At 36.9% G+C, this 23,230-nt stretch carries 18 protein-coding genes; 13 read left to right on the top strand and 5 right to left on the bottom strand.

The window, feature by feature from the left end:
- Positions 1-280 precede the first annotated feature (280 nt).
- Both B3P23_RS02150 and B3P23_RS02145 read left to right on the top strand, forming a co-directional pair.
- Positions 281-3,463 (top strand): SusC/RagA family TonB-linked outer membrane protein, encoded by a 3,183-nt coding sequence (locus B3P23_RS02150; protein WP_293924163.1) that lies wholly within the window; start codon positions 281-283, stop codon positions 3,461-3,463.
- Between the two features lie 4 nt (positions 3,464-3,467).
- Positions 3,468-5,015: a SusD/RagB family nutrient-binding outer membrane lipoprotein gene (locus tag B3P23_RS02145; protein WP_293924162.1), complete on the top strand. Its 1,548-nt coding sequence runs from the start codon at positions 3,468-3,470 to the stop codon at positions 5,013-5,015.
- Between the two features lie 138 nt (positions 5,016-5,153).
- Here the strand turns inward: B3P23_RS02145 and B3P23_RS02140 are convergent, their stop codons facing one another.
- Positions 5,154-5,429, bottom strand: a complete 276-nt coding sequence (locus B3P23_RS02140) for a hypothetical protein (protein ID WP_293924160.1) — start codon at positions 5,427-5,429, stop codon at positions 5,154-5,156.
- 66 nt (positions 5,430-5,495) lie between these two features.
- The gene (locus B3P23_RS02135) at positions 5,496-6,191 is read right to left on the bottom strand and encodes a hypothetical protein (RefSeq protein ID WP_293924158.1); all 696 of its coding nucleotides are present in this window, start codon (positions 6,189-6,191) and stop codon (positions 5,496-5,498) included.
- Positions 6,192-6,565: 374 nt separating this feature from the next.
- Here B3P23_RS02135 and B3P23_RS02130 point away from each other — a divergent pair, with 374 nt between their 5' ends.
- From B3P23_RS02130 to B3P23_RS02115, 4 genes are all read left to right on the top strand, one after another.
- Entirely contained in the window at positions 6,566-7,165 is a 600-nt protein-coding gene (locus B3P23_RS02130; RefSeq protein WP_293924156.1) for a TetR/AcrR family transcriptional regulator, read from the top strand.
- A gap of 78 nt (positions 7,166-7,243) precedes the next feature.
- Positions 7,244-8,440 carry an efflux RND transporter periplasmic adaptor subunit gene (locus tag B3P23_RS02125; RefSeq protein ID WP_248755815.1) on the top strand — a complete coding sequence of 399 codons (1,197 nt, stop codon included), beginning with the start codon at positions 7,244-7,246 and terminating at the stop codon, positions 8,438-8,440.
- Positions 8,441-8,459: 19 nt separating this feature from the next.
- A complete protein-coding gene (locus B3P23_RS02120; RefSeq protein WP_293924151.1) occupies positions 8,460-11,648 on the top strand; it encodes an efflux RND transporter permease subunit in 3,189 nt (1,062 codons plus the stop codon).
- Positions 11,649-11,673: 25 nt separating this feature from the next.
- A complete protein-coding gene (locus B3P23_RS02115; RefSeq protein WP_293924149.1) occupies positions 11,674-13,101 on the top strand; it encodes a TolC family protein in 1,428 nt (475 codons plus the stop codon).
- Between the two features lie 228 nt (positions 13,102-13,329).
- Here the strand turns inward: B3P23_RS02115 and B3P23_RS02110 are convergent, their stop codons facing one another.
- Together B3P23_RS02110 and B3P23_RS02105 are read right to left on the bottom strand one after the other, a co-directional pair.
- Positions 13,330-13,908 (bottom strand): NAD(P)H-dependent oxidoreductase, encoded by a 579-nt coding sequence (locus tag B3P23_RS02110; protein WP_293924147.1) that lies wholly within the window; start codon positions 13,906-13,908, stop codon positions 13,330-13,332.
- A 172-nt stretch (positions 13,909-14,080) separates the two neighbouring features.
- The gene (locus B3P23_RS02105; RefSeq protein WP_293924145.1) at positions 14,081-15,106 is read right to left on the bottom strand and encodes a hypothetical protein; all 1,026 of its coding nucleotides are present in this window, start codon (positions 15,104-15,106) and stop codon (positions 14,081-14,083) included.
- 283 nt (positions 15,107-15,389) lie between these two features.
- On the opposite strand from B3P23_RS02105, the gene B3P23_RS02100 reads away from it, so the two are divergent.
- Positions 15,390-16,139 carry a lysophospholipid acyltransferase family protein gene (locus B3P23_RS02100; RefSeq protein WP_293924143.1) on the top strand — a complete coding sequence of 250 codons (750 nt, stop codon included), beginning with the start codon at positions 15,390-15,392 and terminating at the stop codon, positions 16,137-16,139.
- A gap of 52 nt (positions 16,140-16,191) precedes the next feature.
- On the top strand, positions 16,192-16,575 hold the full coding sequence (locus B3P23_RS02095) for a DUF6268 family outer membrane beta-barrel protein (protein WP_293924140.1): 384 nt from the start codon (positions 16,192-16,194) through the stop codon (positions 16,573-16,575).
- A gap of 51 nt (positions 16,576-16,626) precedes the next feature.
- Here the strand turns inward: B3P23_RS02095 and B3P23_RS02090 are convergent, their stop codons facing one another.
- On the bottom strand, positions 16,627-17,193 hold the full coding sequence (locus B3P23_RS02090; RefSeq protein ID WP_045752134.1) for a Crp/Fnr family transcriptional regulator: 567 nt from the start codon (positions 17,191-17,193) through the stop codon (positions 16,627-16,629).
- 336 nt (positions 17,194-17,529) lie between these two features.
- Here B3P23_RS02090 and B3P23_RS02085 point away from each other — a divergent pair, with 336 nt between their 5' ends.
- The 5 genes from B3P23_RS02085 (at position 17,530) to B3P23_RS02065 (ending at position 22,596) form a co-directional block, all read left to right on the top strand.
- Complete coding sequence (locus B3P23_RS02085) at positions 17,530-18,309, top strand: alpha/beta fold hydrolase (protein WP_293924137.1); 780 nt, start codon at positions 17,530-17,532, stop codon at positions 18,307-18,309.
- Between the two features lie 225 nt (positions 18,310-18,534).
- Entirely contained in the window at positions 18,535-19,236 is a 702-nt protein-coding gene (locus B3P23_RS02080) for an ABC transporter ATP-binding protein (RefSeq protein ID WP_108158627.1), read from the top strand.
- Positions 19,217-20,164 carry an HlyD family secretion protein gene (locus B3P23_RS02075; protein ID WP_293924131.1) on the top strand — a complete coding sequence of 316 codons (948 nt, stop codon included), beginning with the start codon at positions 19,217-19,219 and terminating at the stop codon, positions 20,162-20,164. Before B3P23_RS02080 ends, B3P23_RS02075 begins: the two co-directional genes overlap by 20 nt.
- Position 20,165: 1 nt before the next feature.
- Positions 20,166-21,299 carry an ABC transporter permease gene (locus B3P23_RS02070; RefSeq protein WP_045755063.1) on the top strand — a complete coding sequence of 378 codons (1,134 nt, stop codon included), beginning with the start codon at positions 20,166-20,168 and terminating at the stop codon, positions 21,297-21,299.
- Position 21,300: 1 nt separating this feature from the next.
- Positions 21,301-22,596, top strand: coding sequence for a TolC family protein (locus B3P23_RS02065; RefSeq protein ID WP_293924129.1), 1,296 nt, complete (start codon positions 21,301-21,303; stop codon positions 22,594-22,596).
- Positions 22,597-23,230: the final 634 nt, after the last annotated feature.

Raw genomic sequence — 23,230 nt, 5'->3', positions numbered from 1 at the left:
AAGCATGAATAAGTTTAGATACTTACACCCAACACATTTACAAAATGCCATTTAAAAGTAAATAAGATACTTTTTAACATTTTTTTAACAAAAAATCAGAAAACAAAGACTACTTATCAGGTGGATTTTATATATTTGCACCATTAACAATAAATAATGACAAAATATGCTACCTATATGTATATAAAACGAATGCTCCTAGGAGGTATTTAAGATTAATTATATACAAATATCTCCGACAACAAAACTACCTCACTTCATATATTACATTCTTATTAACATGACAAAACATACAACAAATTTTGTCGTAGCAGCCGCGCTTTGCCTCAGCTCAAGCACACTATACGCACAATCTACCATAAAAGGAAAAGTAATTGACGAGCACAATACTGCAATTCAAGGTGCTACGATTACCGATATTAATAGTAAAAAGCAAATTCAAACAGATGTAAATGGTCTATTTGAATTTCCCTCAAACGAAAATACGCTTACACTACAAGTACAATACATCGGATTTGAAACTAAAACGATTCAAGCAAACATTTCAGGTTTAAATACGATACAGTTAACACCTACCAGTTCACAGCTCAACGAAGTTGTTGTCACTGCATTGGGAATATCGAGAGAAAAGAAATCATTAGGATATGCCGTACAGGAAGTAAAAGGGACTGAACTACAAACTCGCCCTACCAATGCATTAAGTGCATTATCAGGAAAGGTTGCGGGACTTCAAATCACAACTTCTGGAGGTAATATGGGCGGTTCATCTTCCGTTACGCTTCGCGGCATTAATTCAATTTCAGGCAATAACCAGCCACTATACGTCGTTGATGGTACCCCTATTGACAATACGGACTTTAATTCAAGTTCTACGATCAATGGTAGTGCTGGAAAGGATATTGGTAACATGATCCAGGATCTTAATCCAGATGATATTGAAAACATCTCGGTATTAAAAGGAGCGACAGCGGCAGCACTATATGGATCGAGAGCCGCAAATGGAGTTATTATGATCACAACAAAACGTGCGTCAAAGGGTGAAAAGGTTGAAATATCTCTTAATACTGGTATTGACTTTGAAAATATCATCCGATTGCCCAAAAGACAACATCTTTATGGCCAGGGTTATTCGACCAATTTTCAAACTCAGAACATCAATGGAAAAGATTACAAGATTGTGGATTATGCATCCGATGAAAGCTGGGGGCCAAAACTAGATGGAACCCCGGTGTTACAATGGTATAACCTCAATCCTGAAGATGAAGTAAACTATCTGAATCCATCACCTTGGTTGTATCCAAAAAATGATGTAAGCTATTTTTTCAGAACTGGGGTAGCTAATACCAACAATTTTGCCATTGCAGGTAACAGCGGTAGCACCAATTACCGCTTTTCATACACCAATAAAAATGTAGCAGGTACCACTCCGAATTCAAGTTTGACACGAAATTCATTTAATTTTTCTGGTGGCACACAATTAGGTAAAATTAAAGTTACTTCTAACTTTAATTTTATCCGTAATTCTTCTGTTGGTCGTCCTTGGACAGGAGCATCAAATAGAAATATCATATTAGAAGCTTTCCAATGGGGTGCAGTACAAGTCGACTATAAAATACTTGAAAACTACAAACGTGCAGATGGCACACCACTAGCATGGAACCGCACAGGCTGGCAAAATACAACTGCAGCCGAAGCGACTCGTTTTATCGACAATCCATACTGGTCAGCATATGAATCTTACATGGAAGATAGTAGAGATCGTTTCTATGGAAATATCGGAGCTGAATATAATGTGAATAGCTGGTTAACCGTGGGTGCAAAGGTACACGGTGATATCTATTCATTGCAAGCACAGGACCGTATTGCCGTATACTCGCGAAGCACATCGCAATATGAAGAAACAAACAATAAACTCAATGAATATAATTATGAGTTTATAGCTACTGCTAAAAAGAACTGGGATAAATTTTCACTCGTTGCATTTGCTGGTGGAAATATCCGAGACAAAAGCTGGCAAAATAACTATGCTATAACCCAGGGAGGATTAATTCTACCTAATTACTACAATTTAAAAAATGCAAATTCTGTTAAAATAGATAATTTTAAGTATCACAAACGAATCGCTTCAGTTTTTGGAAGTGCCTCTTTTGGATATAATGATTTATTGTATTTAGATGCTACAATTCGAAATGACTGGTCTTCAACGCTTCCTTCTTCAAATTGGTCCTATATTTATCCATCATTAGCGGGAAGTTTTGTTTTTAGTAACCTAGAACCATTTAAAAATCTATCATGGTTGAGTTTTGGTAAAGTTCGCTTGGGTTGGTCGGATGTTGGTAATGATACGGAACCATATCAACTTACAAAATTATACGAGGCTGAACAATCTTTCGAGGGTTCACCTTCTTATACAGTACCTGCAATAAAACCAAACGATAACCTGCTTCCGGAACGGACAGGATCGTGGGAAACGGGTATCAACTTTAAGTTATTCAAAAACCGTCTAGGTTTGGACGTTACGTATTATAACAACACAACAAGAAATCAAATTTTCTCAGTTCCAGTATCTTCGTCTTTTGGATATGAATCCAAATATCTTAATGCAGGTAAGATGAATAATAAAGGTGTCGAAATTGTTCTTAATGGTACTCCGATCAAATCAGAAAACTTCAGTTGGGATGCAACAATAAACTGGGCAAAAAATAAAAACAAAGTTGTTAAACTGGACGACCAAGTCAATACGCTAAATTTAAGCAATTCCTTAGTCCAATTAGTGGCAAGAGAGGGACAATCTTACGGTCAATTTTTGGGTTATGATTTTGTTTATGCTTCCGATGGACAACGTGTTATTCAAGCAGATGGCACCTACATGAAGACCTCACAATTAGTACCATTAGGATCAATTCTTCCTGACTTTACTTTTGGTTTTCATAATAGCTTTCATTACAAAAACTTCAATTTAGGATTTCTAGTGTCTGGTCGTGTTGGAGGTAAATTCTTCTCACAAACCTATAAGGTAGGTATGTATTCTGGTATTCTGGATAAAACAGCCGCCAATAATATTCGTGAAACAGGAATTGTACTTGATGGAGTTAAAGGCGATGTTGCATTCAATAGCGATGGGACATACGATGTAACTAATATTCAACAAAACACTACAAACATTAGCGCTCAACAATGGGCACGTAATGAATACAATGGTCCAACCACATTTTCAATTTTTGACGCTACATTTGTTAAATTAAGAGAAGTTACCTTAGGTTATAATTTCAAATTGACCAACACCAAAGTCATTAAAAATATTGGCGTAAATATCTATGGTCGCAATCTTTGGAATATTTACACCAAAAGTAAATACATTGATCCTGAGTTTACTTCGAGTGGCGGTAATGTCCAGGGCATCGAAGGTGGAAATATTCCTTTGCCTATCACGTATGGTTTCAATTTGAATCTTAAATTTTAAAAAAATGAAAATAATTAATATAGTATATAGTTCAGTAATCGGTATTTCACTTGTTGCATCTTCATGCTCAAAGTCTAAATTTGCAGAGATCAATACCGATCCCAATCGCCCCACTTTTGTAACAACGCCGACATTATTAGTGACGGCTGAAAAACAATTAGTGAATGCGCTGCGCAGCGAAGATATCAGTTTAAGAGGGGCACAATTATTTTCGCAATACTTTGCACAAAATATTTACACAGATCAGTCTCGCTATCAAATACCAACAAATTACTCAGATAATTATTGGACAGCAACTTATAAATCACTAAATAACCTGAATGAAATTATTAACCTCAATTCAGATGAAAAAACAAAAGCAACTGCTTCCGCAGGAACAGCAGGTAGTAACGTCAATCAAATTGCCATTGCGCGCATTTTAAAATCTTATGCTTTCCACTCTTTAACTGATGTGTTTGGTAATATTCCGTATCAATCCTTTGGTAACGCTGATCCAGATTTTCAGGCTTTGCAACAGAATCCAGATAACTTGACTCCAAAATATGCTAGTCAAGAAAAGATTTACAAGGATATCCTCACTGAACTGCAACAGGCTTCAGATACATTAATCAAATATCAAGGAGAAAAAACATTTGGCACATCTGATGTTATTTACAAAGGCGATAATGGTAAATGGGCGAAATTTGCCAATTCCCTTCGTTTACGTTTAGCGACACGCATCAAAACAAAAGATGCCAACTTAGCAAACTCTCATATTAATGATGCTATAAAAAAAGGCGTATTCACCTCCAATAGTGACAATGCTGTATTTAAATATTCTAAGACTTCTCCAAATGAAGCACCATTATACCGCGCAACAGTTACGGCAAATCGAAAAGATTTTGCTATTTCCAATGTCATCGTAGAAGCTCTGCAGGGGAAAAGAGGCCCTTTTACAATCGTAGATCCTAGACTAACTAAATATGCAAAACCAACGACTGAAAATGGTAGCTATTTTGGACAGCCATATGGATTGCCTTTAGCTGCCGGCAATTTATTTCCCCTAGACAAGATTTCCTTACCTGGAGATATTATCAATGCGGCTGACTATGCCGAGGTATTACTGGAATATGCTGAAGTATCCTTCTTATTATCCGAAAATAACAATTGGGATCAAACTCAGTACATCAATGGCACACGTGCATCTTTAGAGAAATGGGGGGTAGCAGCAACAGACATTACAGCTTATCTAGATCAGCTGCCTGCAGCCAACAAAGAGCGTGTCCTATCGCAAAAATACTTGGCACTCTTTAACCAGAGTATCGAGTCTTGGTCAGAAGTGAGACGTACAGGATATCCACTATACTTGATCAAAAAAGGAGATGTGGTATGGAGTGGCACCATAGATGGAAAAACAGTAACTTACACCTTCAATCCTGAAGTCGGAAATGCTGTCCCTAGTCGTTTGGTATATCCAATAAAAGAACAGAGTACCAACAAAGCCAACTATCAAGCTGCACTAGCACAGCAAGGCGATGATGTCATCACGAATAAATTATGGTGGAACAAATAGTAGATTCTGATTGTACCGATCACTATCCGTACAAAAATAAGTACGCAAAAAAGCAACAAATATTTTAACACAAAAAAACCATTCTCGTTGAGAATGGTTTTTTTGTACCCTTACAATCGAAGAGCTAATGTCAAAACTTTATCGTGGCAGACTATCCGGACGATTCATCCGATACTTAGATGCTGTTATAGCCTGCAAAAAAGACTGAATATCTCCAATCTCATCCTTCGTTAAATTCAACTTCTTCATCAACGGATCTGTCACTGGATAGAGCGGATCGTTGGCCTTCTGTTCTGGTGTAGCCGTATTCATTTGCATGCCACTGTTATACATATTCAATAAACCCGTGATATTATCAAATAGACCATTGTGCATCCAAGGGTCAGTATTCATCACATAAAATAAATAATTCAAGTTCCATATATTTAAAGTTTAAAACAATAAGATTTAAATTAACATTATCATTATAAAACTTATTTATTAATAGGGGTATTTCATTGCAGGTCCCTTAAAATCTGATAAATAAACAGTGTCAGAAGGATCGTGTGTGTATAAAGCCCAAAGAAACTCTCTAGAAAGTCTTGCGCCATCATTGTTAGAAGAAGATGCATATTTAAATTTTCCCTCTCTCATATATAATTCTCCTGGTCTAAAGATGAAAGCTTGTTCACGAGTAACTATTCCAATATCCCCCCCTCCATCATAGTCGTCAGCTCTCCACCAGACATGGTTATCAATATTAACTATATATCCTTGGCTATGAGCAGATCCAACCAAAAACGCCTTATTTTTAGCACTTTTCACGCCAGAATTATCGTTTTCATAAGTTTCTTGTTCATCTGAAATAATAGTTAAAGCGGTTACTTCAATATGTTGATTTTGTAACAAAGTAAGTTTTATACTATCTAAATTTACTTGTTTACCCAGTTTATCATAATAAGTTTTTGATGTTGAATTATAAGTAATTTCGCCAATATTAACAAATTTTGATTGATTATCTTGGATGGGCAATACTTCTTGTTTTGTGCATGATGACAAATAAATAGTTAAAAGGAGTAACAAAGATGCTAGTGTTTTTCTCATAATATTTAATATAAAATTTCCAATATTAACAAATATAACAAGAAAAGTTTTTAAAAGAAATTTTACATACAAAAGAATTACATTTAATTTCATAATTATATTTATTCTGCATAGTGGTTTGTATTCAAAAATTGTATTTTTGAAATAAAAAGCTAACTATTAGTAATGGCTAATTTTAATAATGTCAAAATTTGTATAACTAATTTAGCATGGAATACATTACTAACTTCTTATAGTGCTCAGATAGCAATTTGGGTTAGTTAACCATTATTTTGTACTTTTATTGGAGAGAATAACAATTATAGTAGTAGTTATAGTATAAATGTAAGAAGGAGAAAATACAGGTTTATATAAGCCTGAAGGCATCTTAGTACACAATTTTATTTAATGACTTTGAGATGTCACAAATAAAAAGTAAAAATCACAATTTTGTACTAACACTGTTAAATCATTTATGCTAATAAAGCATGGCTAGTAAAGATCGCATACAACGTCTTAAAGACGAAAACCGCAGCAATATTCTTGACGCCTCTCTTCAGATTGTAAAAGAAGAAGGATGGCAATCATTGAGTATGCGTAAGATCGCCGATATCATCGAATATACGGCTCCCATGATTTATGAATATTTTGCAAACAAAGATGCCATCTTAACAGAACTTGCTAACCAAGGTTACAGACTCCTTGCTCAAAAAGTTAAAGAAGCAAAATCTACAGAAACTGATCTCGAAAAACAATTGGAAGCGATGTGGTTTAGCTATTGGGATTTTGCCTTTCAAGAACGCGAGCTTTATCAATTAATGTTTGGAGTTGGAACCGCATGCTGTGGATTTGAAAAAACATATAAATGTGCCGAATCACACGGTAAGATGATCAGCGATGTTATCCGCGAGATTATGAAAGAAAAAGATCCATCAGAAGAATTGATCTGTAGAAAGTACTTTACATATTGGTCGATTATACATGGATTGATATCGATCAATCTGGTTAATCAAGGTAATGGAGATATTACCAATCAACAAGTTTTAAAAGATGCGATTTACGGAATCACGCGTTCACTCACTGATTAGTTTTTTTTTATCCGAAATAATACAACGTTAAAAAATCTAACAGCGTTAAATACACCATATATCAATTTTTAATACAATATGAAAACACATCTATTACTAGATTTTAAGAAAATTTATGCGCCTCTACTTAACAGTGTTAAACAATTTAATACAGTAAAGTATCTTTATCTTCTATCGGCAATTTTCTTATACAGCTGCACTACAGGAACGAGCAAAACTATACCTCCACCACCTGCTAGCTTACCAGTGATGACCATTGCAAGCGGTCAGGAAACGGTCTATCAAGAATATCCTGCTAGTATTGAGGCATCTGCCAATATTGAAATCAGACCACAGGTAGAGGGTATTTTAGACCGCATCTTTGTAGATGAAGGGGCAAAAGTTAAGAAAGGTCAAGCACTCTTCAAAATCAATGATCGCCCATATCAAGAGCAACTTAACCAGGCGAAAGCCAATTTACTCTCTGCCCGAGCAGCATTAGAAAATGCTACATTAGAAGTAGAGAAAAAGACACGCTTGGTCGACAACAAGGTATTAACAGATTTTCAGCTCAAAACAGCAATTAGTGCCCGTAATGCCGCTCAAGCAAATGTACAATTGGCCATTTCAGCAATTGAATCCGCTAAAATCAATGTTGGATATACCTTGATCCGTGCTACGACAGATGGATACATCGGAAGATTACAAAAAAAACAGGGAAGTTTAGTTAGTCCAGCTGATTCCCAACCTTTAACAGCACTATCCAATGTACAAGATCTGCACGTTTACTTCTCTCTTGGTGAAAACGATTTCATCGCATTTAAAAATAATACAGCGGGTAACGACCTACAGCAAAAATTGAACAACCTCCCTCCTATCAACTTGGTGCTATCCGATCAAAGTATTTATGATCAGGTTGGAAAGATCGATATGGTAGATGGTCAATTTGACAAAAATACAGGAGCTATTACTTTACGAGCTACTTTCAAAAACCCCGAAGGAGTTTTAAGAAATGGAAATACAGGTCGTGTACGATTACAGAAGAAATATGACAATACCCTCTTGGTACCACAAATGGCAACACTCGAGATGCAGGATAAAATTTTCGTTTATACGGTTAACAAAGAAAACAAAGTAGTTCAACAGCCTATTACAGTCATCGGCAAAAGCGGATCCAATTACCTCGTGAGCAACGGCCTTAAAGAAGGAGACCGTATCGTCTATAAAGGAATTGATTTGCTTCAAGATGGTCAAGTGATCACCCCACAAGCATTACCGAAAGACAGCATCAACTAAACATAATACAACAAACAAAATGTTTAAAAAATTTATAGAAAGACCCGTACTTGCTACAGTTATCTCCATTCTGCTCGTCATATTGGGGATCATCGGAATCCTAAAACTTCCCTTACAACAATTCCCAGACATTGCCCCACCCGCAGTACAGGTGACGGCGCTTTATCCCGGAGCAAATGCCGAGACAGTACTTCGTGCTGTAGCCCCTTCTTTAGAAGAGTCCATCAATGGTGTAGAAAACATGAGTTACATGAGCTCCACAGCTAGTAATGACGGATCCCTCATGATTACTGTTTATTTCAAATTAGGAACTGATCCTGATCAAGCGGCAGTCAATGTTCAAAATCGTGTTTCCCAAGCGACCAGCCAACTTCCTAGCGAAGTCGTACAGGCAGGGATCACAACCGCCAAACAGCAAAACAGTCTGATCATGGTTTTGGATCTGTATACCGAAGACGAAAGTAAATACGATCAAACCTTTATTACCAACTATGCGCAGATCAATATTATTCCTGAACTTAAACGTATCCCCGGAGTAGGTCAAGCTTTGCCTTTTGGTGGAAGTAAAGATTATTCGATGCGTGTATGGCTCAAGCCCAATCAGATGGCTACTTACAAACTGACACCAGAAGAAGTCATGGCGGCCATTCAGGATAAAAACGTTGAAGCTGCTCCCGGAAAATTCGGAGAAAGCAGTAAAGAGGCTTTTGAATTTGTGATCAAATACAAAGGAAAACTAAATCAGCCAAGTGATTACGAAAATATCATTATCCGTTCCAATACAGATGGTTCGGTTTTAAGACTGAAGGATGTTGCCCGTGTTGAATTGGGTTCTTATACCTATGCCAGCCACACTCGCATCAATGGTAAGCCAGGACTTAATATTGGTGTGATGCAATTGGCAGGTTCCAACGCCAATGAAATTCAGATTGCGATCCAGGAATTTATGGAAAAAGCATCACTGAGCTTTCCAAAAGGTGTCAAATACTTAGTTCTTTATAATACGAAAGATGCTTTGGATCAATCCATCGACCAAGTTAAACATACTTTAATAGAAGCTTTTATACTGGTATTTTTAGTCGTATTCCTATTCTTACAAGATTTTAGATCAACATTGATTCCTGCCATTGCAGTTCCTGTAGCGATTGTCGGAACATTCTTCTTCATGCAGCTGTTCGGTTTCTCCATTAACTTGCTGACACTATTTGCCCTAGTCCTTGCTATCGGTATTGTGGTAGATGATGCGATTGTCGTCGTCGAGGCCGTACATGCCAAGATGGAGAATGAACATCTGTCTCCTAAGCTGGCCACCACATCAGCCATGAGCGAAATCACAGGAGCCATTATTTCCATTACTTTGGTGATGTCGGCAGTATTCCTTCCCATTGGATTTATGGAGGGGTCAACAGGTGTATTTTATCGTCAGTTTGCTTTTACTTTGGCCATTGCCATTGTTATTTCAGCAATCAATGCTTTGACTTTGAGCCCTGCACTTTGCGCACTCTTTTTAAAGCCTACGCATCATAACCAGTCTGATAAGAAGCAACTCAATTTTAAAGAACGCTTTTTTGCAGGCTTCAATGTTGGTTTTGATCGATTGACTAAAAATTATATCGGTAGTCTTCGCTTCTTGATTCGTTACAAATGGATTGCATTTAGTGCTTTAGGTGTTATTTTACTTCTGACTGTTGTTATGATTCGCAAGACACCAACTGGTTTTATCCCTTCAGAAGATCAAGGTTTTATCGCTGTATCACTTTCTATGCCAGCAGGAGCATCATTAGACCGTACATCCAGTGCATTAGCCGAAGCAGAACAACAGTTACAACATGCTGATTTCACAAAAACATTGAACGTTTTAGCTGGTTTCAATATTTTAACACAGTCAACGAGTCCATCTGCCGGGGTCGCTTTTATCCTCCTCAAATCGCATAAGGAACGAGGAGCCATAAAAGATATCAATGCCATCATGGCGGATGTTAACCAGAAATTATCTAAAATCAAAGGCGCTAACTTTTTCGTGTTCACTTTCCCTACTGTACCTGGATTTAGTAACGTTGATGGACTCGATATGGTTTTACAAGATAGAACCGGCGGTCAACTGGGAAAATTCAGTACTGTAGGACAACAGTTTATTGGAGAACTGATGCAGCGTCCTGAAATCATGATGGCCTTTACCACATTCAAAGCCGATTATCCTCAGTACGAACTACAAGTAGATGACATCAAGGCTGAACAGCTCGGTGTCAGTACGAAAAGTATTCTGCAGACTATGCAAGCTTACTTTGGTAGCTCACAAGCTTCAGACTTTAACCGATTCGGCAAGTATTACCGCGTTATGGTACAGGCAGATGTAAAAGACCGTACCGAACCCTCTTCTATGGACGGTATTTTCGTTAAAAATCGTCAGGGCGATATGGTACCGATCAATACGTTGGTTACCATGACACGTGTATATGGTCCAGAGACAGCATCACGCTATAACCTATTCAACTCCATTGGTATCAATGCGATTCCAAAACCTGGATACAGTTCAGGAGATGCTATTCGCGCGGTAGAAGAGGTGTCAAAGCAGCATCTCCCTACAGGATATACTTACGAATTCTCAGGTATGACCAAAGAGGAAATTGTTTCAGGTGGGCAGTCTACTCTTATTTTCATCCTATGTTTAATATTTGTTTACTTCCTGCTAGCTGCGCAATATGAAAGTTATATCATTCCTTTAGCGGTTATACTATCTATTCCGACAGGAATCTTCGGCGTATTTGCAGCAATTAGTCTAACAGACATATCCAATAATATCTATGTTCAGGTTGCCTTGGTTATGCTTATCGGCTTATTAGCCAAAAATGCCATTCTTATCGTCGAGTTTGCCATTCAGGGACGTAAAAGAGGGCTTTCGATAGCAAGTGCTGCTCTAAAAGCTGCAAAATTACGGTTAAGACCCATCATTATGACCTCACTCGCCTTTATTGTAGGAATGATCCCGATGATGACAGCCGTAGGACCATCTGCTCAAGGAAATCACTCCATCAGTATTGCAGCCGCAGGCGGTATGCTCAGTGGGGTCGTGTTAGGTCTTTTTATCATTCCAGTGCTCTTTATTTTCTTCCAATACTTACAAGAGAAAGTAAGTAAAAAGCCTATTGGACAACAAGAGTTGGACCGACCAGAAGGTGTTAGAGTGCCAGCACATACTAATGTTTAGTGAAATAATGACAAAATTGAAATACATGAATATAAAAGTAAACATACTGATGGCTTTCATCTTGCCCTTTGTTGTATGGTCTTGTAAAACAGAAAAAATCATCAGCAACAAAGATCTTGCCCCTGCCCTTCCTACACAATTTCGTGACCAGCAAGAAGAAGCAAAAGAAACGAGCATCGGTTCCATTCCATGGCGAGATTTCTTTCAGGACCGTATTTTACAAGATCTGATTGATAGTGCCATCCATCAAAATGTAGACATGCAGCTCGCCATCAAAAACATCGAGTCATCGAGACTGATGTTAAAACAGGCTAAAGCTAACTATTTGCCAAATTTGCAATTGCAGATAAAAGCAAACAGTACCAATCCATCCAACAATAGTATGAACGGATTAAGTCTAGGACAGTTTCTAGGTCAAAACCACGTTGAAGATTATACGGCATCACTAGGATTATCATGGGAAGCTGATTTATGGGGAAAGATAAAGAATCAGAATACAGTAGCATTAGCTTCTTATTTACAAACCGAAGAAGCAAAAAAAGCAGTGCAGACACAATTGATTTCTCAAGTAGCACAGGGATATTACCAATTGCTTATGCTTTATCAGCTACATGAGATTGCGCAACAAAATCTACGTCTTAGTGACAGCACCTTGCGCATTGTCCAACAACAGTATGAAGTTGGTGATATCAGTATGTTAGCTGTAGAGCAGGTGGATGCACAGCGTCTGGCAGCAGCAAGTCTCATCCCAGATTTCGAACAGCAGATCCATCTACAGGAGAATGCCATTCATATCCTGAGTGGTCGATTACCACAGGAGATTACAATCAAGGAAAAACTGGAAAATATTGAACTTCCAGACCATTGGTCTGCTGGAGTACCTGCCGATCTATTGAGCCGTAGACCCGATGTTAAGCAAGCAGAGCTTGCCGTCACAAGCGCTAAAGCCTATCAGCAATATGCAAAAGCAAGGATGTATCCTTCCTTGGTGATCAGTGCCGAAGCAGGAATTAATGCGTTCAAGAGCAGCAATTGGTTCAATATACCAGCATCTCTATTTGGCGCTATCGCAGGTAGTATCACACAGCCTATATTTCAGCGTCGTGAACTAAAAACACAATATGAAATAGCACAGATTGATCAAGAAAAAAATGTCATTCGATTCAAACAAGCAGTGATTACAGCAGTTGGTGAAGTATCTGACGCTTTAGTATCAATACAAAAATTAAAAGAAAAGCAGCATATCACACAGGAAAGAACCAATCGATTGAAGAAGGCTATTCAGCATGCCGATCTGCTTTTTGAAACGGGTATGGCGACTTACTTAGAAGTTATAACAGCACAAAGCAATATGCTGCAAAGTGAATTGGAACTGGCTCAAGTTAAGAAAGCCGAACTTGCTGCAGTGGTTGATCTCTACCGATCTTTAGGTGGAGGATGGACAGCTGATTAATAAAAAAGAATCAAAATTGAAAAGACGATCTAATGAGCGTCAATATGAGGCAAAGGAGAGGTTGTTAAAAAATACAACCTCTCCTTTTTTTATCATTTTTATCCGTACACCCTTTAAGGAAAGTATAAGCAACCAACTATTTCATTTTTCAATTGGTTGGCCGTTATAAAACTTACTGTGCTCCTTATTTTTTAAAAAATCAGTTTTTATTTTTTAAAATACTTTAACTTAAAGATTTCCTTTTCCCAATTTCGCTACTTTTTCGATCCAAGTTTTACGTAACTTTTCATCAGAAGTTTTAACAATGCCGATATAAGTTACTTTCACTGGAGATACACCACAGAATTGTAAGGTTGATTTTTTCAACTGGTTGACACTTGGTCGTCCATAAACAAGATGATAATACCATCCAGGTTGATCCATAGTCGTAATAATATGTGCTGTCTTTCCTTTCAAAAGCCGATCCCAAAAAACCGAATCGGGTCGATATTTAAAAGCCATCCCCGGTAAAAATAAGCGATCAATAAATCCTTTAGTTATAGCAGGAAGACCACCCCACCACACGGGATGAACCCAAACCAAATGATCAGCCCACAAAATCATTTCCCACGCCTCAAGTAAATCGGGTTCCAAGTCCATCCGCTTACTATATCCAAATTGCAAATTGGGATTAAAATCCAGATTTGCAATCGTAATTGCTCTGATTTCAGCTCCTGATTGCTTTGCGCCATCAATATAAGCCTTTACAAGAGCAAAATTGAACGAATCCGCATTAGGATGTCCATTTATTATCACTATTTTTTTCATTGAATTTATTTATATTCTTAGACAAAGGCAATCTCATCATTATTGACATCAGATAGTATTCATTTTGCACTTGCATCCTGTCCTAATTTCAAAAGTTTATAGCCTCCTATTTATACACTACAGTATGTTATCAACATCGAATTTAATAAAACCTGATCTTTTCCATTACCTATTAAATTACATTGACCGTTATCGTTTTATAATCAACTAGAAGATGATGTAAATCTTGTTTCGTATGCAATTCATGGGCAAAGTATATTCGATTTTCAACATGAGTATTAAATAATGATTCAATATGTAAAACAGTTGATAGAGCCGTCAGCTCAGCTTGACCTTTCTCACTCAGCACACTAATTTTCTTCTGTTTCCCATCACGAGCATATATCACCACATCGAAAACAGATAAATCACCATTTCCACTGGACGAGAAAACTTTTCTTCTGCTCTTGAGAGAAAGCCTCTTAAATATACCAAATCGTTGCATAGCACCCAACAGCCAAGTTATAAATTTAGAGTTGTAGGTCATTTTTACAGAGACATTCGGAATATGCTCGATTTTATGGAGAATATACAAATCAGGGACATCAAAATTATAGACTTGACGTCTTCCGATTCCGAAACCAAACTCAAAATAATCAGTATCTAAAAAGTGTGTGATATTCACGGGTTTATTATCTTCATAGCGTACAAATGGAGTGGCGACATTTTCAGCCATAAAATAGGCAGAGCTCTCTCCTGCAAGATCTTTGACGGAGTAATAGACAAATAGATCTACCTTTTCAATATCTGTATCATTAGGAATATGAGCCTTCACTAATCCGCTGACAATACCCCCCATCCATCCAGAACTAAACACAATTCGGCTATTAATGTCATGATCTACAACCGCGTGGTATGCCTTCATTAATGCTGGAGTTGGTTTTGTAATATCAATATAATCCAAACGATGCTTAACTGCAAAATGTAAAACATTGTCTTCGTTATCATTTACACTCAACACAATAAGATCTATTTTTTTATCTAAAATAGACTGAAAAGTACCTGGTTGATTGACATCGATCGTTAAATCATTATCTTCCACAGCGGTCTTCCTACTTCCCACGAAAAGATGAGCATCCGGGTTTCTTGATTTAAGTATCCTATAAATCGTCTTCCCGACCAATCCTTTACCCCCAATAATTAAAATATTTTTTTGCATCTTTTTTTGTACAAAAATATCGTTGAAAACTTACTCTTTACAGGACATATGTCTAAAAGGTAATGGTCGCTTAAGAACAGTTTTGACTATAAAGATTAATTTTTCTGGACAGTACTATAATCAATCGTAGACCTCTACTTTTTTATAAAAATGAATAAGGGTAAAGAAGCATCCGATTGTCATAGATAAAAAGGGATACTTATTGAAGTACTGATACAATAGGAATTATTATTTACACCAATCACAGTATAAAAATATTACAGAACAATAAAACACAATTATTATGTTAGGCTATTTCATTGGACAGATTTGCAAATATCGGTTAAGCATATGCGTACAAAATCTTGCACGCTCCTTTCCTCACCTATCTTATCATGAAATTAACACGCACCGTGATAATTTTTATAGAAATCTCGCCCGTATTATATGGGAAAATTTCAATTCCAGTCAGGTAAAAGTGCAATTATCGGAATCAGCACTTGAAATCATCAATAAGCTCCAGAAACAACGACGCCAAACTATATTTCTATTGGGACATTACGGAAATTGGGAGGTGATAGCAAAAATTCCACAATTGACCCATATACCAATACAAGCCTTGTATAAACCCTTAAAAAACAAAATTTTCAACTATTTAAGTTATAAAAAAAGAACAAAGCATGGTATGCGTCTATTACCTGCTCAGCATGCATTAAGAACACTTTTACGCGAAAAACAAACTCCTTCCATCACATTTTTTATTGCTGATCAATTTCCTGGACACGACAATGGAATTGCTGTTGAATTTTTACAGCAACCGACCTTTATGTTCTCAGGTGCCGAAAAACTAGCACGACAGTTAGATACTTATGTAGGGTATGTTTCCTTAAAACCTTTAAACAAACAAGTATGGGAACTTGATATTAAACCCATCTGTGATCATGCTGCTACGACATCAGAAGGATTGATAACAAAAAGATTTGCCTCTATGCTAGAAAAAAGTATACAAGAAGACCCTAGTTGGTGGTTGTGGACACATCGTCGTTGGAAATAAAAATAAAGGGTAAAGTACCTACCAATTGTCTTAATAAAAATGAAATTTCCCAATGGTCTTTCCTGCCCTTTACCTCAATTGGAAAACCGAAGGAAAATATGCGGTAAGGATAGCTCTAATGCAAGGTTTAGAAATGTCAGTAGGATACGATTTTACGAAAAACCTAAGATTGAATCTTATTGCAGAAATGAATGGGCAAACAGCCTTACTACAACAAGAAGGAAAAGACAAAATGTTTTCACATTTATATATGATTGCTGGTTTTCGCCCAGAAATAAAAATCGGAAAAAAGATATCAATACAGCTAACCATTGGCATGAATCTGTGGCGACCAGCTCAGATCACAGATAGAACATTGAAAAGTATGTTTCAAGATAAAGAATATTACTTCCGAGCATCTCCCTACGCATCTGCAGGTTTAAAGATGCATTTATAATAAAACTTAAGAGCTAGGTATCACGTCTATGAATCAATAGCACATGAACAACTAAAAAGTGATCTCTTTTCTAATACGGCTCAAATGACGTTGGGTAATTCCGAGATAAGAAGCTAAATAGTGTAACGGGATTTGTAAAATAAATTGCGGTTGATTTTTGAGTAAAGAAGCATATCGTTGTGCAGCAGTTTCCTTTTGCAATTGAAACACCCGCTTTTCCAATTCAAGATATTGCTGCTCTGCAATAACTTTAAGAAATTGGGTCCAGATCTGATTTTCAAGCACTAATTCATCAAGTTTATTTTTTTGAATCACCAACAGTGACACCTGAGAAATAGCCTGTATCGCTTCTACACTTGGGTTTCCTGTTATAAAAGATGAATAGGCCGCAATCAAATCATTTGGAAATCGAAAACAATACGTAATATCATCGCCCTTAGGAGTTGTATAAAATGAACGAAAAATTCCCGATTGTATAAATGCGACTTCATTACATCTTTGATTTTCACGAACAAAATAATCACCTTTATCCAAAACCCTCAATTCAAAAAGTTGAATCACTTTACTAATTTCCTGTTCTGTAAATATTTCAAAATCGCGAAAAAAATCTGCTATCATTACTGCTTATTATATATATTCTTCAGACCATCTAGCCTCTTTAATAGTACAAATCTACATTAATATTTTCAGCAATTGATACTATCATCTATTCAGCCATTTACTTCCGACAGTATGTAAAAACGTACGGCCATCATAAAAAGATACTGCAGGCACCAGTTTACAAAATCATAGGAGCAGCAGTTTACTCGGATGGAGTTACGAGCAATATTTATTATAAAATCGATCTCACTTACAACCAATATAAGTGATGCAAATGGATTTATAGTACAACCCTATAAATTAATTTTAGTAATTTTGAATAAGAACTGAAGCATTTATTAAAACAGATTAACATTGGAAGAACTACAATACAGCAAGATATATGGAGCACAAAACACAGGTATTCCTTTAGTGGTTTTACATGGATTATTTGGCATGTCGGACAATTGGGGGACTTTTGGTCGCAGTTTCGGTGAAAAAAGGCAGGTACATCTGCTGGATCTGCGTAATCATGGTCGGAGTTTTCATAGCGATGAGATGTCTATAGAAGCCATGGTCGATGATTTATATACTTATATCAAAGCAATTGGAGCAGATAAAATTGATCTTTTAGGGCATTCACTAGGTGGTAAAGTTGCGATGCAATTTGCAATCGACCATCCCGAAAAAGTAAGAAAGCTTATTGTGGCAGATATTGCACCGAAACCATATCCGCCGCATCATGAAGATATATTCAATGCCCTAAGTGCCGTAAATATTGAAAATGTCGAAAATAGAAAAGATGTGCAGACCGCGCTCGAAAAATATATCAAAGAGCCCGGTGTAATTCAATTTTTATTAAAAAACGTCTACATCAAAGAAAATAGAAAACTAGGTTGGCGTTTTAATTTAGATGTTTTAAAAGGAAAATATACTGATTTCATTACCGTAGGGATCAAATCAGGAGTATTTGAAGGCCCAACTTTATTCTTAGCAGGCGAAAAATCTCGATATATACTTCCAGAAGACAAGACAAACATCGAAATTCAATTTCCAAAAGCTACGATCAAAACTATTCCCAATTCCGGTCACTGGGTACAAGCAGAAAATCCACAAGCCTTCGACACTTTTGTTGCTGAGTTTTTGGATCAGTAACAAAACTTAGGACATGAACATCCCCATTTTAGAGGAAACGATTCTTGTACCAAAAAATCATTAAATGAAGCTTAAAAACACTCCTATACGTTAAGTACGGGAGTGTTATTATCAAATCCCAAAGATTGATTTTTTTTACATTTTCTTGGTGTCTAAAATTTTGTCGATATTCGTATATCTAAGGCAAACATGGCCTCACTATAGTTGTTTTTACTAAAATATGATATGCCAGAGCAAATCGTCACATTAGAAAATGTCAAAAAGATTTATAAGACAGGCGATACGACCATAACTGCATTAGACAGCACGACTATCAGTTTTGAAACGAATAAATTGACCTTGATTATGGGCCCATCGGGCAGCGGAAAGACTACGCTATTATCGATTCTAGGTTTTGTGATCTATCCAACAGAAGGTGAAGTCATATATAAAGGCAAGAAAGTGAGCGAATTAAAAGAATCAGATTTAGCGACATTACGCCTACATGAAATAGGCTTTATTTTCCAGCAGTTTAACCTTATCGAACCATTAAACGCTTTAGAAAATGTCATGCAACCACTTATATTACAAGGAATAAAAAAAAATGAGGCGACCAAACGAGCAAAAATAGCTTTGGAAGAAGTCGGATTAGTTACCCGTATGTATACGCTTCCAAAAAGACTCAGTGGTGGACAGAAGCAACGAGTGGCCATAGCACGAGCTTTAGTAACAAGTCCATCCATGATTCTTTGTGATGAACCTACAGCTTCATTAGATGCAAAAAGCGCTGAGAGCATTATGAAAGAGCTCAAAACACTAGCTTCTAAAAACAAAGTAGTCGTCATCGTCACTCATGATTTACGACTGCGCCAATATGCGGACAAAGTAATATATGTCGAAGAAGGAAAAGTTTCAGATGCAATTAGAAATGAAGAAGATTACAAATAGGTTAACGATCATGATGGTCATTGCCATGATTGCAGGTGCATGCAGTTCGGATAAGAAACCAAAAGCTACCCAAAGCAGCGACCAGATCCTAAAACAGGTAAGCGAAGTAAAGGCAATAGGAAAAATTATTCCAGCAGAAGATTGGGCCCTTATTGCTAGTACCACCCCAGCACTGATTAAGGAAGTATTGGTCAAAGAAGGTGATTCGGTAACAAAAGGACAGATTCTTATCCAGCTTGAGCAAGGAAATGCTCCGTTGGATATCAAACAAGAGCAGGCAAAGCTCAACAGTATAAAAGCTCAAAACGCAATATCACTGGAGGATATCCATAGAGGGAAACTACATGTGCAAGAATTGCTAGATAAATATGAAACTTCAAAACAACTATTTTCCAAAAATGCGGAGACAAGAGAAGTAATGGAAACAGATTACTCCAACTGGCGTCAAGAACAATTTATACTAGAAGGACTTCAAAAAAAATACAAAGCTCAACAGATTGCCGAAAAGGAACAATATTTACAGATACAGAAAACAAAAAATTTGGTTACAGATTTTACTATTCAAGCGCGTAAATCAGGAATCGTCATGGATTTAACGGCTCATGTTGGACAAAGTATCAGTAGTACGACTGAGCTTGGAAAAATAGTAAATGTAGTTGAACCAATTGTAGAGGCCGAAGTAGATGAATTATTTGCGCAAGACGTGAAAGTTGGTCAGTTGGTCACCATTTCCCAAGTGGGAAGAAAAGATAAAGCAATAGAGGGACATGTCATTTATACAAGTCCTATATTATCCAATAAATCCATCCTTTATGAAACCGCAAATGAAGGCGAAGACCGTCGTGTTCGAAAAATCAAAATACAGCTAAGTACGAACAACGAACTGGCCATTAACGCAAAAGTAGACTGTACGATCAAGATCAAGTAATATGTTGAGATTGGCCTATAAATTCATCAAATACGACCGAGCAAAAAGTGTCGGTATTATCACCGCTATTGTGATCAGTATATTTCTAATCGGTCAACAATTGGGACTTCTTTTTTTTCTAATGGGGCTAATGGGTAATCTAGTAGGAAACGCTCCTGTTCAAGATAACGATCTATGGATCATAGAAGCCCAGAGTAGCAATATCAATACAGTCAATAGTCTCGATCAGCGATTAGTACAACAAATCGGAAGCTTACCCGATATAGCGCAAACTTTTCCAGTGATCCTAGCACCAGCTCGAGCTACCTTTTTAGATGGAAAAACAGCTTCAGTGACTTTAGTTGGAGCCGATGCTCCAGATTATGTTATGGGTCCTGATCAAGATCGGATAAAAGAAGGGATATTATCCTCACTCACAGATCCAGGCTCAGTATCAGCTGAATTTTTTAGTTCAAAAACCTGGAATACCACCCTATTCGTCAACAAAGCTATTGAAATCAATGGACAAAGGGCTAAAATAAGTTTGATAACAAAACAAGCACAAGCATTCGGAGCCAGTCTGATGTACACCTCCACCAACAATGCAAGACTCTTAGGAAATGTCCCACCGTTTAAAGTGAATATCATCATTGCTAGATTAAAACCCGGAACAGATAAAGAAAAGATCAGTAATGAGATTACGCAACTATTTCCACAATTGCGGGCTTGGGATGCCAAAAAATTGCAAAAATCTACAATCAAAGAAATCTTGGTAACATCCAATATGGGCATGAGCTTCGGTACATTGGTCCTTTTTGCCATGATCAGTGGATTTTTCATCATTGGACTCACCCTCTATTCTTCAGCTTTAGACAGAATCAAAGACTATGGTACATTAAAAGCTATTGGAGCGAAAAAAAGTTATGTCAATAAGCTCATTATAGCACAAGCTTTTTTATATGCTATAATAGGTTATTTGATTGCCATGCTTTTACTTATCGGATTCAAGTTTGGTGTAGCAGGATCAGGTTTAGTTATTGACATTTCACCAATATTTGCTTTATTTTTATTATTGATCACTTTAATTATTTCAGTTGGCGGTTCATTATTTGCGGTTCGTAAAATTGCTAAACTGGAACCAGCGTCTGTTTTTTAGTATGAAAAAGATTGTAATCATTATACTGGCCATTTTTCCAATCTTCGTTCAAGCGCAGGCCTTGAGCATAGAACAATTATGGAACAATGTCGATCAAAGCCTCACTCACCAGCAAGATTTACTACGTAAAGAAATCAAAGAACAGGAATTAAAAGAAATAAAAAGCAATCGCATTCCAGTATTTTATATAGATGCAAATTTGCAGCGCAATCTCATTATTCCAACAACACCAGTACCCGCCATCGCTTTTGACCCCAATGCATTGGATGGAGCTATTATACCCTTAAAGTTTGCTACTAAATGGTCTTCTAAAGCTGGGATCCAAATGGAGTGGAGCTTATTTGATCCTAAACGACAGCTTAATGAAAAACAGCAGTCCCTAGAAATCCAAAAAGCGGAAATCATTAGAGATCAACATAAACAAGATTGGAAACATGATGCGACATTAGCATACGCTTCTGTTGTACTCACCACACAACAATATGAAATGGCATTAAAAGATTCTGCATCTTATGCGGATATTTTACAGATTAGCAAAGCGCGTTATGAAGCGGGACGACTTCCATCCAATCAATACCTTAGCGCCCAACAAGAATACGAGCGCAAACGCATTACTCTATATGAAGCATGGTCTGTTCTCATAGATGCAGACCTAGAGCTACGTAAATATACCAACTTAGAAAACACACAGACTTTAAGTTCAAATATCGAAGCTATCAAGGGCTTTGTCGAACACCTCAAAAAAGAAAATTTTGCCATCAAATCTATAGCGCTTGATCAGCAGATCAATCTCTTGCAGAGAAGGAGCATTAAAAAGCAACTACTACCGACATTAACTGCAAATGCCTATTTAGGAAAACAATATTTCAGCAATGAATTTCGCCTCGATAAAAATAATGCTTGGTATGGAAATAGTTATGTCAATATTGCACTCCGTATCCCCCTTTCTGCTTATTTCACAGCGCAACCTACATTAAAAAAAGAAATACTAAATGCTCATGTTTTGGAATTGCAATTACAAGAAGAACAGCACATTGACCAGATCAAAACACAGCAACAGAATACTAAAATTAAGACTGCCCAGCTGAAGATTGATCGCCTTCACCACATTGAAAAATTAGCCGCTCAAGCTGTAAAAGAACAAGATTCTGCCTATCGTGGAGGTAGATTGATCTTGACAGAATACCACGAATCAGTCATTAGTTACCAAAAAGCCAAAAAAGATATTTGGCAGGCAGAATACGATTTGATCAAGTTATTATTGGATGATTCAGACAACAATCCTTCTATTAATTAAAAATACATAAGTACAAAAACATCATCCTCGCTTTGACACTCTTGCATCAATCAAGATACACCTCATCGGATCAACATGAATATTTACCTCCCATATGCCTTTCGCCTCCATTGATCACCTTGGCATTCTGATTCCGATAAACCAGCAAAGACAATCTGTTACTTATGAGTAGCATCAGCAAATTGTTTAATCGTACATACAGAAGAGCCTTACGCACCACAGGACAAAATGTAACCATATTTTCAAGCTTCATCTTAAAATTGGAATACGTGTAGATTTGAGATGTGTATAAACCGCTTTTCATACGAACTACATCACTCTGATGACAAGGTTTGATAAAGAAAAAATCTACTATACACTTGATTAAACTTTTTTGTTTTACCATGATTTTAATTTTTTGTTGACAACACAAAGATGAAGAGTGGAAAGAAAAAAGATGTCCACAATGGCATCATATGACCAAAATGGCAGAAATAGACCTGATCAGGCGTTATATGACAGGATACATCATTTTTATTTGCAAATTAATCACAATTAACATACGAAAAGTGTACGAAGAGTGTACGGGGAGTGTACCGGGAGTGTACTAATTCCCTACCAATAGTGTACTGGATGTCTTATACTGAAATAGGTT

This window comes from Sphingobacterium sp. UBA6320, from assembly GCF_002440335.1.
Taxonomy (GTDB): domain Bacteria; phylum Bacteroidota; class Bacteroidia; order Sphingobacteriales; family Sphingobacteriaceae; genus Sphingobacterium.
The sequence above is the reverse complement of the archived record's forward strand: the minus strand, read 5'-3'. Positions and strand labels throughout refer to the sequence as shown.

Excerpts from the sequence above, each read along its gene's own strand:
- B3P23_RS02150 (WP_293924163.1), top strand. The coding sequence starts at position 281 with ATGACAAAACATACAACAAATTTTGTCGTAGCAGCCGCGCTTTGCCTC.
- B3P23_RS02145 (WP_293924162.1), top strand. The coding sequence starts at position 3,468 with ATGAAAATAATTAATATAGTATATAGTTCAGTAATCGGTATTTCACTT.
- B3P23_RS02135 (WP_293924158.1), bottom strand. The coding sequence starts at position 6,191 with ATGAAATTAAATGTAATTCTTTTGTATGTAAAATTTCTTTTAAAAACT.
- B3P23_RS02130 (WP_293924156.1), top strand. The coding sequence starts at position 6,566 with ATGGCTAGTAAAGATCGCATACAACGTCTTAAAGACGAAAACCGCAGC.
- B3P23_RS02125 (WP_248755815.1), top strand. The coding sequence starts at position 7,244 with ATGAAAACACATCTATTACTAGATTTTAAGAAAATTTATGCGCCTCTA.
- B3P23_RS02120 (WP_293924151.1), top strand. The coding sequence starts at position 8,460 with ATGTTTAAAAAATTTATAGAAAGACCCGTACTTGCTACAGTTATCTCC.
- B3P23_RS02115 (WP_293924149.1), top strand. The coding sequence starts at position 11,674 with ATGAATATAAAAGTAAACATACTGATGGCTTTCATCTTGCCCTTTGTT.
- B3P23_RS02110 (WP_293924147.1), bottom strand. The coding sequence starts at position 13,908 with ATGAAAAAAATAGTGATAATAAATGGACATCCTAATGCGGATTCGTTC.
- B3P23_RS02105 (WP_293924145.1), bottom strand. The coding sequence starts at position 15,106 with ATGCAAAAAAATATTTTAATTATTGGGGGTAAAGGATTGGTCGGGAAG.
- B3P23_RS02100 (WP_293924143.1), top strand. The coding sequence starts at position 15,390 with ATGTTAGGCTATTTCATTGGACAGATTTGCAAATATCGGTTAAGCATA.
- B3P23_RS02095 (WP_293924140.1), top strand. The coding sequence starts at position 16,192 with ATGGTCTTTCCTGCCCTTTACCTCAATTGGAAAACCGAAGGAAAATAT.
- B3P23_RS02090 (WP_045752134.1), bottom strand. The coding sequence starts at position 17,193 with ATGATAGCAGATTTTTTTCGCGATTTTGAAATATTTACAGAACAGGAA.
- B3P23_RS02080 (WP_108158627.1), top strand. The coding sequence starts at position 18,535 with ATGCCAGAGCAAATCGTCACATTAGAAAATGTCAAAAAGATTTATAAG.
- B3P23_RS02075 (WP_293924131.1), top strand. The coding sequence starts at position 19,217 with ATGAAGAAGATTACAAATAGGTTAACGATCATGATGGTCATTGCCATG.
- B3P23_RS02070 (WP_045755063.1), top strand. The coding sequence starts at position 20,166 with ATGTTGAGATTGGCCTATAAATTCATCAAATACGACCGAGCAAAAAGT.
- B3P23_RS02065 (WP_293924129.1), top strand. The coding sequence starts at position 21,301 with ATGAAAAAGATTGTAATCATTATACTGGCCATTTTTCCAATCTTCGTT.